At 39.4% G+C, this 15395-nt stretch carries 13 protein-coding genes; 12 read left to right on the plus strand and 1 reads right to left on the minus strand.

All coding sequences use genetic code 11. The features are described 5' to 3' along the window. Positions 1 to 64: 64 nt before the first annotated feature. Positions 65 to 463, minus strand: coding sequence for a hypothetical protein (locus CHI06_RS13960; protein WP_095249170.1), 399 nt, complete (start codon positions 461 to 463; stop codon positions 65 to 67). A gap of 217 nt (positions 464 to 680) precedes the next feature. Between CHI06_RS13960 and argC the strand changes: the two genes are divergently transcribed. The 12 genes from argC (at position 681) to CHI06_RS14020 (ending at position 15357) form a co-directional block, all read left to right on the plus strand. After that, on the plus strand, positions 681 to 1718 hold the full coding sequence (gene argC, locus CHI06_RS13965) for an N-acetyl-gamma-glutamyl-phosphate reductase (RefSeq protein ID WP_095249171.1): 1038 nt from the start codon (positions 681 to 683) through the stop codon (positions 1716 to 1718). A gap of 87 nt (positions 1719 to 1805) precedes the next feature. Next, on the plus strand, positions 1806 to 3032 hold the full coding sequence (gene argJ / locus CHI06_RS13970) for a bifunctional ornithine acetyltransferase/N-acetylglutamate synthase (RefSeq protein ID WP_095249204.1): 1227 nt from the start codon (positions 1806 to 1808) through the stop codon (positions 3030 to 3032). A gap of 11 nt (positions 3033 to 3043) precedes the next feature. Further along, positions 3044 to 3841, plus strand: coding sequence for an acetylglutamate kinase (argB, locus tag CHI06_RS13975; RefSeq protein WP_306453813.1), 798 nt, complete (start codon positions 3044 to 3046; stop codon positions 3839 to 3841). Then, on the plus strand, positions 3841 to 5040 hold the full coding sequence (locus tag CHI06_RS13980) for an acetylornithine transaminase (RefSeq protein ID WP_095249173.1): 1200 nt from the start codon (positions 3841 to 3843) through the stop codon (positions 5038 to 5040). Before argB ends, CHI06_RS13980 begins: the two co-directional genes overlap by 1 nt. 5 nt (positions 5041 to 5045) lie before the next feature. Further along, positions 5046 to 6122, plus strand: coding sequence for a carbamoyl phosphate synthase small subunit (locus CHI06_RS13985; RefSeq protein ID WP_095249205.1), 1077 nt, complete (start codon positions 5046 to 5048; stop codon positions 6120 to 6122). After that, positions 6109 to 9345: a carbamoyl-phosphate synthase (glutamine-hydrolyzing) large subunit gene (carB, locus tag CHI06_RS13990; RefSeq protein ID WP_095249174.1), complete on the plus strand. Its 3237-nt coding sequence runs from the start codon at positions 6109 to 6111 to the stop codon at positions 9343 to 9345. Before CHI06_RS13985 ends, carB begins: the two co-directional genes overlap by 14 nt. Beyond that, positions 9329 to 10306 carry an ornithine carbamoyltransferase gene (gene argF, locus CHI06_RS13995; protein ID WP_095249175.1) on the plus strand — a complete coding sequence of 326 codons (978 nt, stop codon included), beginning with the start codon at positions 9329 to 9331 and terminating at the stop codon, positions 10304 to 10306. The genes carB and argF overlap by 17 nt, the downstream gene beginning before the upstream one ends. Positions 10307 to 10384: 78 nt before the next feature. Next, entirely contained in the window at positions 10385 to 11596 is a 1212-nt protein-coding gene (locus tag CHI06_RS14000; RefSeq protein WP_095249176.1) for an argininosuccinate synthase, read from the plus strand. 60 nt (positions 11597 to 11656) lie between these two features. Beyond that, entirely contained in the window at positions 11657 to 13033 is a 1377-nt protein-coding gene (gene argH, locus CHI06_RS14005; protein WP_095249177.1) for an argininosuccinate lyase, read from the plus strand. A 91-nt stretch (positions 13034 to 13124) separates the two neighbouring features. Then, complete coding sequence (locus CHI06_RS14010) at positions 13125 to 13985, plus strand: carbon-nitrogen hydrolase family protein (protein WP_095249178.1); 861 nt, start codon at positions 13125 to 13127, stop codon at positions 13983 to 13985. Next, positions 13985 to 14674 carry a GNAT family N-acetyltransferase gene (locus tag CHI06_RS14015; RefSeq protein WP_095249179.1) on the plus strand — a complete coding sequence of 230 codons (690 nt, stop codon included), beginning with the start codon at positions 13985 to 13987 and terminating at the stop codon, positions 14672 to 14674. Before CHI06_RS14010 ends, CHI06_RS14015 begins: the two co-directional genes overlap by 1 nt. A gap of 14 nt (positions 14675 to 14688) precedes the next feature. Beyond that, positions 14689 to 15357: a GNAT family acetyltransferase gene (locus tag CHI06_RS14020; RefSeq protein ID WP_095249180.1), complete on the plus strand. Its 669-nt coding sequence runs from the start codon at positions 14689 to 14691 to the stop codon at positions 15355 to 15357. The last annotated feature ends 38 nt before the right edge of the window (positions 15358 to 15395 follow it).

Below are 15395 nucleotides of genomic sequence, written 5' to 3' on the forward strand. Positions count from 1 at the left end.
CGAGCCCACGGAAAGCATAGCGCCTGGAGCGCAAATCAACAGCCCAGGTTAACACAGCCTTTATTTATAGACAATTTTTCATCGAGCTTTGAAGGTACTCAATCCAAGGCTCCCAATTATTAATCATATATGCAGGTTCTCCATCAGACAAATAACCTAAAAAACTCTTAGAATCATCAACTACTACATCCTTTCCTTCACGCAGCCGAGAGATTAGGTCATGAATAATGATATATTCCTCGAGCAATAATTCACTTGAATACTCCAGCTTAACCCCGTTATTGTCGATATGGACATCGCCTAGTGTCTTGTCGGAGTTTTCAAGATAGATTTCATAGTGGCTTTCGGACCTCTTTTTTAGAAAAGGCAAGTCATATTTGGCAAGGTCAACTTCTTTATGAAAAGTTAATGTTGTAGTTAACAGTCTGCAACCCTCCTTATCCGTCTCTAAAGTATTTACCATTAGCCTTCATAAAAAACATCATCTTTTTCAAGGAAGCTATTACATGCATAAAATATGCATAATATTTGTATATTCATACACGGTTAAATGAAAGCGTTTCCAAAAATAAAGGTAAAAAAAATCAATAAAAACTGAAAATTGGGCAATTTATTTCTTGAATAATTATTACTTGGTATGTATAATGATTCATTATATAAGAGACTTAGGAGTGGGAAAAATGAGGGCTGCAATTATCGGTGGAACGGGATATGGGGCAATAGAGTTAATAAGGCTTATAAACAAGCATCCACATTTGACAGTTGGTTCAGTTGTTTCCAACTCTCAGGCTGGTAACGACATTAGCGAATCCTACCCACACCTTACTGAAATAATAAATCAACCATTTGAAAAATATGATCCGGATATATTAGCAAAAGAGAATGATATTGTATTTTTAGCTACACCATCTGGCGTCAGTAGTAAGATGGCTCCTCAACTCGTAGATAAGGGTATTAAAGTGATCGACCTTTCAGGAGATTTCCGGCTACGGTCGCAAAATGAATATGAAACTTGGTATAAGCATTCAGCACCAGAAGAGGAATATTTAAGGAAGGCAGTTTATGGATTGAGTGAGATTTATGAAGAAGAAATTAAACGTGCCACGTTCATTGCTAATCCGGGCTGCTACCCAACAGCAACCAGCCTCGGTTTGCTGCCAATATTGAAAGCAAATCTTGCAGACTCAAAATCTATTATTGTAGATGCAAAGTCAGGTGTATCTGGTGCCGGCAGAGGTCTTTCATTAACAGCACATTACGCTGAAATAAATGAAAATCTAAAAGCTTATAAGCTTGGCGCACATCAACATATACCGGAAATTGAACAAGTACTTAAGGATGAAAGTGGCAGGCTGGTAACAATTACGTTTACAACTCATTTGGTTCCGATGACTAGAGGAATTATGATAACGGCCTATGTTAATTTACTTGGGAAAATATCAACGAGTGAAGTGAATGCGTTGTATAAACAGTTTTACGAAAATCATCCATTTGTCAGGATTAGGCCAGAGGGAATTTATCCATCAACCAAAGAGGTCAGTGGCAGTAATTATTGTGACATCGGATTACATGTTGACCAGCGAACGAATCGTCTAACCGTGATTTCAGTTATCGACAATTTAGTAAAAGGTGCAGCAGGGCAAGCGATTCAGAATGCAAATTTAATGAATGGCTGGGCTGTCAGTACAGGTCTTGAAGACATATCATTATATCCTTAATAAAATTATTGATTGAATAATAGATGGAAAGTTTTATAGAGGCTTGGATTACCAAACAAGAAGACAATCAAGGGGGAAATTAAATTGATGCCAGCCATTTCAAATAAAGAGATTGTAGTTTTAGAAGAAGGAAGTGTCACTTTGCCGCAGGGGTTCGTGGCTGGGGGTATGCATTGCGGGATAAAAAGGAAACGATTGGACCTTGGTTATATTGTTTCTGATGTGCCTGCAATAACCGCTGGGGTTTATACAACAAATATCTTTCAAGCAGCTCCATTGTTGGTTACACAGGAAAGCATTGCAAAAGAAAATAAGATTCAAGCGATCATTGTCAATTCTGGAAATGCCAATGCCTGCACAGGAGAACAGGGATTGTTAGACGCTTTTGAAATGCAAAAAGGATTTGCTAACGAGCTAGGCATCGAGGAGCACCTTGTTGCCGTTACTTCAACAGGAGTGATTGGTGAACTTTTACCGATGGATAAAGTAAAAACAGGAATAAATCAGATTCTTCAGTCCAAATATGCAACAGAAGAAAATTTCAAGAATGCAATATTAACAACAGACACTTGCATTAAGCAGGTTGGTGTTCAAATGAAAATAGACGGAAAGACAGTCAGCATTGGCGGTGCGGCAAAAGGATCTGGGATGATTCATCCGAACATGGCAACCATGCTTGGATTTGTTACCACTGACGTCAATATTGCGCATGAAGACTTGCTAACTGCATTAAAAGACATTACGAATCAAACCTTTAATATGATTACGGTTGATGGCGATACAAGTACGAATGATATGGTTTTAGTTATGGCAAATGGTTTAGCAGGTAATGACCAGCTGACAAAGGACCATCCAGATTGGGATTTATTTAAAGCAGGCTTAAAGCTAGTCAGTGAAGAACTTGCGAAAAAAATTGCCAGAGACGGTGAAGGAGCCACTAAGCTTGTTGAAGTTCAAGTAAACGGCGCATACAGCCATGAAGCAGCAAGAGCTGTAGGAAAATCCATTATCTCTTCGAATCTTGTAAAAACAGCTATCTATGGTACTGACCCGAACTGGGGAAGAATTGTTACAGCTATTGGATATTCAGGAATACCGGTTGAGCCTAATGCATTGGTAGTAGCCATTGGACCTTACAAGGTATTCGAAAATGGCTTACCTAGTCCGATTGTAGAAGAGGAAGTAAAAGAGTACTTAGAACAGGAAACCGTTAAAATTATTGTTGAATTAAATCAAGGTAATGATAGTGCAACGGCTTGGGGCTGTGATTTAACGTATGATTATGTCAAAATCAATGCTTCCTACCGCACCTAATGGGAGGATCTATGATGAAATATATTGTCATTAAGTGTGGCGGAAGTGTGTTAGAAAATCTACCAAAGTCCTTTTATGAAGATGTCATATCCCTTCATCAAGAAGGAGAATGGACACCGATTATTGTCCATGGCGGCGGCCCGCTTATTAATAAGTTATTGAAAAGCTTAAATGTAGAAACCACCTTTGTAAATGGTTTAAGAGTAACCAATCATGAAGTATTGGATATTGTAGAAATGGTTTTAAGCGGTACGGTAAATAAACAAGTAGTACGAAACATCATTGAGGCAGGCGGTAGTTCATTTGGTGTTAGCGGGGTGGATGGTTGTTTATTAAAAGCCATTCCAACGCCAGATGAAAGTTTAGGTTTTGTAGGCGAAGTAGTTGCAGTGAATACCGAAGCGATAGAGAGTATTGTAAAACAAGGACATATACCTGTCGTTTCACCAATCGGGATTGGTGAAAATGGGCAGCGATACAATATAAACGGAGATGTTGCCGCCAGTGCAGTTGCCAAAGCATTAGGAGCAAATCTTTGCTTTATTAGTGACATACCTGGAATTCTAGTCGATGAACAGGGCGAAAAGTCCAAACTAGATATGGTTACCAAAGCAAAAGTAGAAGAACTAATTGAAAATGAAACCATCTACGGCGGGATGATCCCTAAGGTCAAAGCAGCAATCGATGGGTTAGTTCATAAAATTCCTATGGTCGGTATTATCGATGGATTTGAAAAAAATAGCTTGATAGATTACGTGAACGGCAAAAATATTGGAACAAAAATTGTTTTAGAAGAGGAGATTGCCTAATGACCATTAACACTTCCGTTTCCCCCGTTTCGTCAGTAATGGCTACGTATAGCCGCTTTCCTATTACGTTGGTTAAGGGGAAAGGAAGCTATGTATGGGACGATCAAGGGAAAAAATATTTAGATTTTACATCAGGCATTGCGACGTGTAACTTGGGGCATGTGCCAGATGTTGTTAAAACAAAGCTTGAAGAGCAGCTGCAAAATCTTTGGCACTGTTCAAACCTTTATAACATTCCAAATCAGCAGGAGCTAGCAGCACTGCTAACAGCCAATAGCTGTGGAGATCAGGTTTTCTTTTGCAACAGCGGAGCGGAAGCAAATGAGGCGGCTATTAAGCTGGCAAGAAGATACGCACAAAAAGTAAAGGGAACAGATTCTTTCGGAGTCATAACCTTCCAGCAATCCTTTCACGGCAGAACATTGGCAACATTATCGGCCACAGGGCAGGAAAAAATCCAACAGGGATTCGCTCCATTAGTTAAAGGCTTTAGTTATCTGCCATTTAATGATATAGAAGCACTTGATCAACTAAAAACGCTCCAGCCTGCAGCCGTTTTACTGGAACTCGTCCAGGGTGAAGGTGGAGTCATTCCAGCAAATCAGGAATGGGTAAAGAAAATTGAAGAAATCTGTAAAGAGAAAGACATTCTTTTAATGGTTGATGAAATTCAAACGGGAATCGGAAGGACCGGAACACTGTTTGCCTACGAACAATACGGTATAGAGCCGGATGTAATTAGTGTAGCAAAAGGACTTGGATCAGGGTTTCCGATTGGGGCTATCATTGCAAAAGAAAAAGCTGCAAAAGCGTTCGAACCTGGTACACACGGAAGTACGTTTGGCGGCAATCCATTAGCAACCGCAGCCGGAGTCGCAACGATATCCCATATCATTGAAAGTAATTTACTAAATCATGTTAATGAAATTTCAGTGTACTTTGATGAATTGTTAACTAAATTTAAAGAAAAGTACACTTGTATAGAAGAAATTAGAGGTAAAGGTCTCCTAAAAGGGCTCGTTGTGGGAAATAAGGCTCCTCAAATTGTTCAAAAGGCAATTGAAAATCAATTGTTGATCCTAACAGCGGGACCAAATGTTGTGAGACTGCTACCGCCTTTAACGGCATCTAAAGAAGAAATAAACGAATTCATCAAGGCATTGGAAAAAACTTTCCAAGGTATAGAGAAAGGCGAGTGAGTGTTTTGGAACAGGGATATCTTACTTTGGAAACCGGAGAAGTTTTTGAAGGAATACTAATAGGTGCAAACAAGGACTCTGTAGGAGAAGTTGTTTTTAATACAAGTATGACTGGCTACCAGGAAATCATTACAGATCCATCTTATGCAGGGCAGCTTATCACTTTCTGTTATCCGATTATCGGAAACTACGGAATCAATGCGATGGATGATGAATGTATTTCTCCTTCCTTAGCAGGAGTGGTGATTGGTGATTTATGTGAAACACCAAGCCATTACCAATCCATTAATAAATTCTCTGAAAAACTAATGCAGGCAGGCGTTCCTGGCATTGCAGGCGTGGACACAAGATTACTTGTCAAAACGATTCGAAGCCGCGGAACGGTAAAAGGATATTTAAGTAAGACTAAACAAGAAACGTTTGATAATAACAAAACCATACCATTTTGGGTAGAGAAAGTTTCGACTGAGAAAATGCAATATTTTAAAAATGAAGGACCACATGTTGTCCTTATCGACTTTGGATATAAAAAATCGATACTGAATGCGTTGCTCGATGAAAATTGTTGTGTGACTATCGTCCCTTTTAATACCTCTTTTGAAAAAATCAAGGCCTTAAAGCCAGACGGTGTGTTATTAAGTAACGGACCTGGAGATCCAATGGCACTGAAACAGTGGTTTCCAGAAATCAAAAAAATTACACAGCACTACCCAACGCTAGGTATCTGCCTAGGACATCAGTTAATTGCCCTAGCTTATGGAGCAAAAACGGAAAAACTTGCCTACGGACACCGTGGTGGCAATCATCCCGTTAAAGAATTAGCAACGGGTAAGGTTAAAATTACAGCACAAAATCATGGATATGTTGTCGTTGACCAGAGCATTGATGCCCAGGTTTTCCAAATCACATACCGTAACGTTAATGACAAATCCATTGAGGGGTTAAAGCACAGACGCTTTCCCATTCAAACCGTTCAATTCCACCCGGAAGCACACCCAGGACCAAGTGACACCCAATACATTCTAGAAGAATTTGTTTATCAGATAAATTCCGTGGGAGATAAACGTTATGCCATTAAATAAAAACCTAAAAAAAGTATTAGTAATAGGATCAGGTCCGATTGTAATCGGGCAGGCAGCAGAATTTGACTATGCGGGAACACAAGCCTGTATCGCTCTGAAAGAAGAGGGAATACAGGTGGTATTAATCAATAGTAATCCAGCAACGATTATGACGGACGAAACTGTTGCCGATAAAGTATATATCGAACCATTAAATGTAGAAACCATTGAAAAAATTATTCAAAAAGAAAAGCCTGATGGAATTATTGGGACTTTAGGTGGTCAAACCGGTTTAAATTTAACAGTTGAACTTTATGAAAAAGGTATTCTTCAAAAATACAATGTAGAGCTGTTAGGAACCTCTGTAGAATCGATAAAAAATGGCGAGGACCGTGATCGGTTCCGCAGTTTAATGATAAAGATTGACGAGCCAATCCCTGAATCTGCAATTATTCATACCTATGAAGAAGGTGTATCGTTCGTCAACGAGATAGGTTTCCCCGTTATCATCCGACCTGCCTATACACTTGGCGGACACGGCGGCGGCTTTGCCTATAATGAAGAAGAGCTTGGAAATGTTCTAAAGAAGGGTCTTGCAGCTAGCCCGATTCATCAAGTTCTGGTTGAGAGAAGCATTAAAGGCTGGAAGGAAATTGAATACGAAGTCATAAGAGATGCCAATGACACATGTATCATTGTTTGTAATATGGAAAATATGGACCCTGTTGGTGTTCATACAGGTGACTCCATAGTTGTCGCTCCATCACAAACGTTGACAGATGTCCAATATCAAATGTTACGGAATTCTTCATTAAAAGTAATACGAGAATTAGAGATTATCGGCGGCTGCAATATCCAGTTTGCGCTTAATCCAGAATCAAATCAATATTGCATTATTGAAGTAAATCCGAGGGTAAGCCGTTCTTCTGCATTAGCGTCAAAGGCTACCGGTTATCCGATTGCTAGGACGGCGGCTAAATGTGCGGTTGGCTACCATTTAGATGAGATTGTGAACCCTATAACAGGTAATACCTTTGCGTCCTTTGAACCAGCAATTGATTATATTGTTGTAAAGCTTCCACGTTTTCCATTTGATAAATTTCCAGAAGCAGACCGTACATTAGGTACGCAAATGAAAGCTACTGGGGAAGTAATGGCGATTGACCGTACCTTTGAGGGCGCACTAAATAAAGCAATCCGTTCCATGGAATTAAATATATTTGGACTTTGTCTAGAATCAAATAAAAATGTAGACACTGAGGTCTTATTTGAAAAACTTGAAAGACCAAATGACCAAAGATTATTTATGATAGCAGAAGCATTCAGAAGAGGTGTTTCCCTAGAGGAAATTAAGCAGGTAACAGAAATAGATTCATGGTTTTTAAACAAAATCAAATCTGTCGTAGACCTAGAAGTGGAATTAGCTTTGTATTCATGGAGTGAAGTACCACTTTCATTATTAAAAACAGCGAAGCGTCATAATATTTCCGATAAATACCTTTCACAAATCTACAGTATTGATGAAAAACAAATAAGAAATAAATGGAAAGAACTCAACTGGAAACCAGGCTACAAGATGGTTGATACCTGTTCCGCAGAATTTGATGCGGTTACTCCTTATTACTACTCGACTTGGCTCGGGTCCGATGAGGTAGAAGAAACAAACAGTAAGAAGATTCTTGTTCTTGGTTCAGGTCCGATTCGGATTGGTCAAGGAATTGAATTCGATTACTGCTCTGTCCATGCTGCAAAGGCGATTAAGAAGATGGGCTATGAGGCAGTCGTAATCAACAATAACCCTGAAACAGTTAGTACAGATTACTCAGTTGCTGACCGCCTTTACTTTGAACCACTAACGGCTGAAGATGTTCTTACCGTTATTGAAAAAGAGAAGATTGAAGGTGTGTTAATTCAGTTCGGCGGCCAAACTGCGATTAACTTGGCTCATGACCTCGAAGAAGAAGGAGTAAAGATTTTAGGCACAACGGTAGAAAATGTTGACCGTTTCGAGGATCGGAAAGAATTTTATCAGTTACTTGAAGGTCTAAACATCCCACATATTGTAGGTGAGACCGTATCACATAAAGATGAATTGCTGGCAGCTGCAGCAAGACTAGGCTATCCCGTATTGGTACGTCCTTCCTATGTCATTGGCGGCCAATCAATGTTTACGATTTTTACAGAAGACGAATTAAACTACTATATCACTCAGCTTGAAGAAAACTCCTCACAGGATAAAATGTGGCCATTATTAGTAGACCGATATATTCCTGGATTAGAATGTGAAGTGGATGTCATTAGTGATGGAATGAATGTAATTGTCCCAGGCATCTTTGAACATATCGAAAGAGCTGGCGTACATTCTGGAGATAGTATTAGTGTTTTCCCACCTATTTCATTAGCGAATGAGGTTAAAGAAACATTAATTGATTATGCTGAAAAGATTGCCAAAACTTCTCCGATTATTGGCATTATGAATATCCAATTTGTAATTTATCAGAATCAAGTATTAGTCCTAGAAGTAAATCCGCGTTCTTCACGTACGGTTCCTATCATGAGCAAGGTTACAGGAATTCCAATGATTGAGTGGGCAGTAATGGCACAATTAGGAGTATCCTTAAATACTTTATCGAATGAAACGGGTTTATTACCAGAGCCAAATTACTATTCAGTTAAGGCACCTATATTTTCAAGAAGCAAATTAAAGGGAGTCGACCACGTACTTGGACCGGAAATGAAATCAACAGGTGAAGTGTTAGGTTTAGGAGCAACCTTCCATGAAGCGCTCGAAAAGGCTTTCCCTGCAACCAGCGATGAAACAGAGAACTATTTATTCTGTTCGATATCTGACCGGGAAAAACCTGCCAGCCTTCCAATTCTGCAACAATTTGTGAATCAGAATTACAAGCTAACTGCAACAGAAGGGACAGCAAGATTCCTTCAAGAAAATGGCTTTACCATTGAAAAGGTTATTAAGGATAACGAGGATGTAAATGAACTTTTCAAAAATAATAGTATTCAAGCAGTCATTAATATACCGAATCAAGGAAGAAATAAAATTAAATTTGGTTTTTACATTCGTGAACAAGCGACCCGCTACAATGTACCGGTATTTACCCATTTAGACACAGTTGAGGCGATGGTTAGTCTTCAGGCGGAATCGATTACTCAATCAGAGGTACGCACAGTAACGGAATATTACAATATCAAAGAGAGCGGTGTGGAGCATGTCAAATGTGATTAAATGGAACGCAAAGGGTTTGCCACAGCAGCCACAATTAAAAGGCAAGGATTTCTTATCCTTGTCCGATTTTCATACAGATGAGATTCTCTACCTTTTAGAGGAAGCAAAGGAACTGAAAAGCCTTCAAAAACAAGGAAAACCACATCCTTATTTGAGCGGAAAGGTTCTAGGGATGATATTTGAAAAATCTTCTACTCGTACTAGAGTTTCCTTTGAGGTAGGGATGCTCCAATTAGGGGGGCATGCAATTTTCCTAAGTTCAAGGGATATTCAGTTAGGAAGAGGAGAAAGTATTTCAGATACAGCAAAAGTTTTATCACGTTATATCGATTGTATGATGATCAGAACGTTTTCACACGACTCTGTTAAAGAACTGGCAGAGCATGCAACGGTTCCGGTAATAAACGGTTTAACTGATCTGCATCACCCGACTCAAGTGATGGCGGACTTATTAACGATTCAAGAGCACAAAGGCAAATTGGCCGGCTTAAAAATGTGCTATTTAGGCGATGGAAACAACAATATGGCTCATTCATTAATGGAAGGAGCCGCAAAGGTTGGTATGCATATCAGCATTGCAAGCCCTCCTGGCTATTTACCTGATGGCAAGATCACAGAAAAGGCGATTGAAACAGGGAAAGTAACGGGAAGCAAAATTACGATTACACATAATCCGGTAGATGCCATCAAGGATGCGGATATTGTTGTCACAGATGTATGGACCAGTATGGGCCAAGAAGCAGAAACGGAAAAAAGACTAAAAGATTTAGAAGCATACCAAGTCAATACACAAATTTGTCAGCACGCTAAAAAAGATTATATCTTTTTGCATTGCTTACCAGCGCACCGTGGGGAAGAAGTTACTGCTGAAATTATTGATGGACCGCATTCTGTGGTGTTTGATGAAGCAGAAAACCGACTCCATGCTCAAAAAGCAATTTTAAAACTTTTACTAGAATAGTAGATTTTATTTGGATTGTTATGTATAATAATTCTATTGGTTGAATATTAATTCATATAGATACGAGGAGATAACAAAATGGCAAAGGAAAAAATCGTTTTAGCTTATTCAGGCGGATTAGATACTTCAGTTTCAGTTAAATGGATTCAGGAGAAATATGGTTATGATGTCATTGCACTAGGTCTAGATGTTGGTGAGGGAAAGGATCTGGAAGCGATTAAACAAAAGGCATTGAACGTTGGAGCTATTAAAGCTTATATGATTGATGCAAAAGAATTGTTAGCACAAGAATATATTTTGCCAGCTTTAAAGGCAAATTGTTTATATGAAGGAAAATATCCATTATCTTCTGCACTATCTCGACCACTAATTTCAAAATTATTGGTAGAAGTGGCTGAAAAAGAAGGGGCTGCAGCTGTTGCTCATGGCTGTACTGGTAAAGGAAATGACCAAGTTCGCTTTGAGGTTTCCATTCAAGCGTTAAATCCAAATCTAAAGGTTGTTGCTCCAGTTCGTGAATGGGGAATGACTCGTGATGAAGAAATTAAGTATGCACAGGAAAACGGTATTCCAATTCCAGTAGATTTAGACAATCCATTCTCGATTGACGCTAATATTTGGGGACGTGCTTGTGAGGCGGGTGTGTTAGAGGATCCTTGGGCAGAGGCACCTGAAGCTGCTTTTGACTGGACAGCACCAATTGAATTAACTCCAGACCAAGCGGAATATCTGGAAATTGAATTTGAGCAAGGTGTTCCTGTTGCACTAAATGGTGAGAAACTGCCATTGGTGAAATTAATTGAAACATTAAACGAACTTGGCGGCAAGCATGGCGTCGGACGTATTGATCATATTGAAAATCGATTAGTAGGAATCAAATCTAGAGAAGTGTATGAAAATCCAGCAGCCTTAATTTTAATTAATGCTCACAAAGAATTAGAATTCTTAACACTTACGCGTGAAGTAACACAGTTCAAAACCCAAGTAGAGCAGCAAATGGCAAAAATCATCTACGAAGGACTTTGGTATTCACCAATAAAACCAGCTCTTGATGCATTTATTGATGAAACCCAGAAGGTAGTAAGTGGAACAATCCGTGTTAAGCTTCATAAAGGCAACCATACAGTAGTTGGTCGTAAGTCGCCAAACAGTCTTTATAATGAAGAATTGGCAACTTATTCAAAAGGAGATGCCTTCGACCATAATGCGGCTGTTGGATTTATCAAAATTTGGGGACTGCCAACAAAGGTATATTCTGAGGTAAATAATAAAGAAAAGATAACGAAATAATATGGGTGCCCTCGAAACCTTTTCGAGGGCAAACTTGTTAGTTTTAAGGAGGAGCAATCAATGTCCAAATTATGGGGCGGACGTTTTACAAAAGAAACAAATAAGCTTGTTGAGGAATTTACAGCTTCCATTTCCTTTGACCAAAAGCTTGCCAAAGAGGATATTGCCGGCAGTATGGCACATGTTCAAATGCTGGGTGAATGCGGCATTATCCCGACTGAGGATGCCGAAAAAATAAAAGCAGGCTTGCTTGAAATTAAAAAGATGGTTGACCAAGATGAGGTTGAGTTTTTAGTAGAAGACGAAGATATTCATATGAATATTGAAAAGTTATTGATTCAAAAAATTGGACCCGTTGGCGGCAAGCTCCATACCGGACGCAGTCGAAATGACCAAGTTGCAACTGATATGCACCTTTACCTAAGAACAAAGACAACAGAAATTATTAAATTACTTGAAGACGTTCAATCGTCACTGCTTGTACAGGCAAAAGAGAATGTTAATACATTAATCCCAGGTTATACTCATTTGCAGCGTGCCCAACCAGTGTCGTTCGCCCACCATGTAATGGCCTATTTCTGGATGTTTGAACGTGATAAAGAGAGATTGATTGATAGCTTAAAGCGTGTTAATTGGCTTCCACTTGGTGCTGGCGCCTTAGCAGGGACAACTTTTCCTATCAAACGTGAACGTGTGGCAGAGCTGCTCGGATTTGAAACGATATATCCAAATAGCATGGATGCAGTTAGTGACAGGGATTTTATATTAGAATTCCTTTCGATTGGTTCTATTATCATGACTCATATTTCAAGATTATCTGAGGAGCTTGTGATTTGGTCAAGCCAAGAGTTCCAATTTGTTGAGCTTGATGACTCCTTCTGTACAGGATCCAGCATTATGCCGCAAAAGAAGAATCCAGATGTTCCTGAGTTGTTAAGAGGAAAGACTGGCCGTACTTTTGGTAATTTAATCGGCTTACTGACTGTCCTTAAGGGCTTACCGCTTGCGTACAATAAGGATTTACAGGAGGATAAGGAAGGGATGTTTGACACAGTGGAGACACTGGAAGGGTCCCTGATGCTGTTAGCACCAATGATTGAAACGATGACTGTTAACAAAGATGTAATGCGAAAAGCGATTAATAACGACTTCTCAAATGCAACGGATATTGCTGATTATTTGGTAAGAAAAGGTCTGCCATTTAGGGATGCGCATGAAGTCATTGGGAAAATTGTTTTATATGCCATTCAGAAGCAAAAGTTCTTGCTTGATTTAAGTTTTGAGGAATATCAAGAGTTCAGTTCCTTATTTGAAGAGGATATCTATAAAGTTTTATCACCAGAGAATGTTGTTGCCGTTCGAAATAGCTTCGGAGGAACATCACCTGAACAGGTGGTAAAACAAATCGAGCTTGCTGAAAGTAAACTAGGTAAATAATCGGAAACCACCTAAGGGTGGTTTTTATTTGTATTACTGTCAAAAATATTAGATAATTCCCCCATATGATGTTTTATAAAGGAGGAAAATAATGAAATTACGTGTCTCAGTTGTTCAGTATCACTTACATACGATTCAGTCCTTTGAAGAATTTGCCGCACAATGCGAGCATTATATAAAAACCGCTGAAGAATTTGGAGCAGAGTTCGTTCTTTTCCCTGAGTTCTTCACCACACAGCTACTATCAATAGGAAATGGACAGGGCCAGAGTCTGACTATCAATGACTTACCTGGTTTCACAGGCCAATACCGAGAATTGTTCTCGAATTTTGCCAAACAAACCAACATGCACATCATTGCTGGTACACATGTTATCGAAAAGGGAGGCAAGCTTTATAATACGGCACATTTATTTTATCCGGATGGAAGGATTGGCGAGCAGGCAAAGCTCCATATTACCCCTACAGAAGTGAACGAGTGGAACATGGAGAAAGGTGCCAGCTTTCAAATTTTTGAAACGGACAAAGGGAAAATTGCCCTTCTCACCTGCTATGACATTGAGTTCCCTGAAATCGTCCGGATGGCAAAAGCAAAAGGAGCCGATGTTATATTCTGTCCTTCATGTACTGACGACCGTCATGGCTTCCATCGTGTTCGCTACACCAGCCATGCTCGGGCAGTTGAAAACCAGGTTTATGTTGTCTTAACCGGAACCGTTGGTGCGCTGCCAACCGTCGATTTCATGCGTGCTAATTTCGGTCAGGCTGTAATCATAACGCCAAATGATATTCCGTTCCCACCAAAAGGTATTCTTGTGGAAGGGGAACTGAACAACGATATGATTGTGACAGCAGACCTTGATCTGGAGTTATTATATGAAGTTAGAGAACGAGGATCCGTAACAACTTGGCGTGATCGTCGAACTGATTTATATCCGGATTGGGAAAAATAATGACGAAGGATGGAGCTGCATTTTATCATAGTGAATTCTTTGTTTTTGACCAAGAAAAGCCAATTCCAGTGGTCATTCGTAATTACACACAAGATGATTTTGACGCGCTCATTCAAATTCAGTCTGAATGCTTTCCACCGCCATTTCCATCGGAATTATGGTGGAATAAAGAGCAATTATCCAATCATGTTATGCTTTTTCCAGAGGGTGCTATATGTATTGAAGTGGAGGGTACATTAGCAGGTTCCCTTACAGGTCTTTGTGTCAATTTTGACCCTACCCATATGGAACATACATGGGAGGAAATGACAGATCATGGATACATTACAAATAATAATCCCAATGGTAACACACTATACATTGTGGATATCAGTGTACGGCCAAAGTTCCGAAAGCTTGGTCTTGGAAAACTGATGATGCAGGCCATGTATCATGTTGTGATTCAAAAAAAACTTGAGAGGCTGCTTGGCGGCGGAAGAATGCCTGGTTATCATAAACTGGCAGATACGATGACACCGGAGCGGTATTTAAATAAAGTCCTAAAAGGGGATTTAAAAGATCCTGTTATTACCTTTCTGCTTCGTTGCGGAAGAGTGCCAATTGGCATTGTAGAAAATTACCTTGATGATGAGGAATCCTGTCATTATGCTGCATTAATGGAGTGGAAAAATCCATTTCTAAAAGAATAGGGGAGTCTTAGCTGATGGAATATAAACGTATAACAAGTATTACAGATCCAAACTTTAAAAAACTTCATGACTTAATGAAAGATATTTTCCCGCCAGAGGAAGTATTAGAGTATGAATTATGGAAGGAACCTCTAGAAGACCCAGGTATTCGTGTATTTGTTGCTGTAAATGGCGATGAGGTTGTTGGGGCAACGGAGTATCGCTATTATCCAGATTGGAATATAGCAATGACAGATTTCACCATTATTAGTAAACCGGGTCTTAGCCTGGGACGATTTTTAGCACAAAACCGCTTAAAGGACTTGAACAAGCTTGCAGCTAAAAACGGTAAAGAACTTTTCGGTATGTTTGCTGAAATATATGACCCCTACCGGGTAGGTCATGAATTTGGCGGTGTCAAAGTTATGGATCCTTATGTGCGCCGCGAGGTTCTTTCGCATTTAGGTTATAAACGAATTGATTTAGACTATGTACATCCATCTTGGGAGAATAATGGTGAGGCTGTGAAAGGACTCGATTTTTGCTTTATGCCAATGAATGATGAGCTAGAATCTATATCTGCGGGACTTGTAGCTGATTTTCTTACTGACTATTACTCGATTCTTTCAAATAAGCCACAGGAATGGCTCGAAATGATTGAACATTTAAGGAGTAAGGAAACTATCTCCTTATTGCCGCTTTAATAGTAATTAATTCGGGAGTCTGTTATTACAGACTCTTA

It is taken from the genome of Bacillus sp. 7884-1 (assembly GCF_002272245.1).
GTDB lineage: Bacteria > Bacillota > Bacilli > Bacillales > Cytobacillaceae > Neobacillus.

Excerpts from the sequence above, each read along its gene's own strand:
- CHI06_RS14015 (WP_095249179.1), top strand. The coding sequence starts at position 13,985 with ATGACGAAGGATGGAGCTGCATTTTATCATAGTGAATTCTTTGTTTTT.
- CHI06_RS14010 (WP_095249178.1), top strand. The coding sequence starts at position 13,125 with ATGAAATTACGTGTCTCAGTTGTTCAGTATCACTTACATACGATTCAG.
- CHI06_RS13960 (WP_095249170.1), bottom strand. The coding sequence starts at position 463 with ATGGTAAATACTTTAGAGACGGATAAGGAGGGTTGCAGACTGTTAACT.
- argC (WP_095249171.1), top strand. The coding sequence starts at position 681 with ATGAGGGCTGCAATTATCGGTGGAACGGGATATGGGGCAATAGAGTTA.
- argJ (WP_095249204.1), top strand. The coding sequence starts at position 1,806 with ATGCCAGCCATTTCAAATAAAGAGATTGTAGTTTTAGAAGAAGGAAGT.
- argH (WP_095249177.1), top strand. The coding sequence starts at position 11,657 with ATGTCCAAATTATGGGGCGGACGTTTTACAAAAGAAACAAATAAGCTT.
- argF (WP_095249175.1), top strand. The coding sequence starts at position 9,329 with ATGTCAAATGTGATTAAATGGAACGCAAAGGGTTTGCCACAGCAGCCA.
- argB (WP_306453813.1), top strand. The coding sequence starts at position 3,044 with ATGATGAAATATATTGTCATTAAGTGTGGCGGAAGTGTGTTAGAAAAT.
- carB (WP_095249174.1), top strand. The coding sequence starts at position 6,109 with ATGCCATTAAATAAAAACCTAAAAAAAGTATTAGTAATAGGATCAGGT.
- CHI06_RS14020 (WP_095249180.1), top strand. The coding sequence starts at position 14,689 with ATGGAATATAAACGTATAACAAGTATTACAGATCCAAACTTTAAAAAA.
- CHI06_RS14000 (WP_095249176.1), top strand. The coding sequence starts at position 10,385 with ATGGCAAAGGAAAAAATCGTTTTAGCTTATTCAGGCGGATTAGATACT.
- CHI06_RS13980 (WP_095249173.1), top strand. The coding sequence starts at position 3,841 with ATGACCATTAACACTTCCGTTTCCCCCGTTTCGTCAGTAATGGCTACG.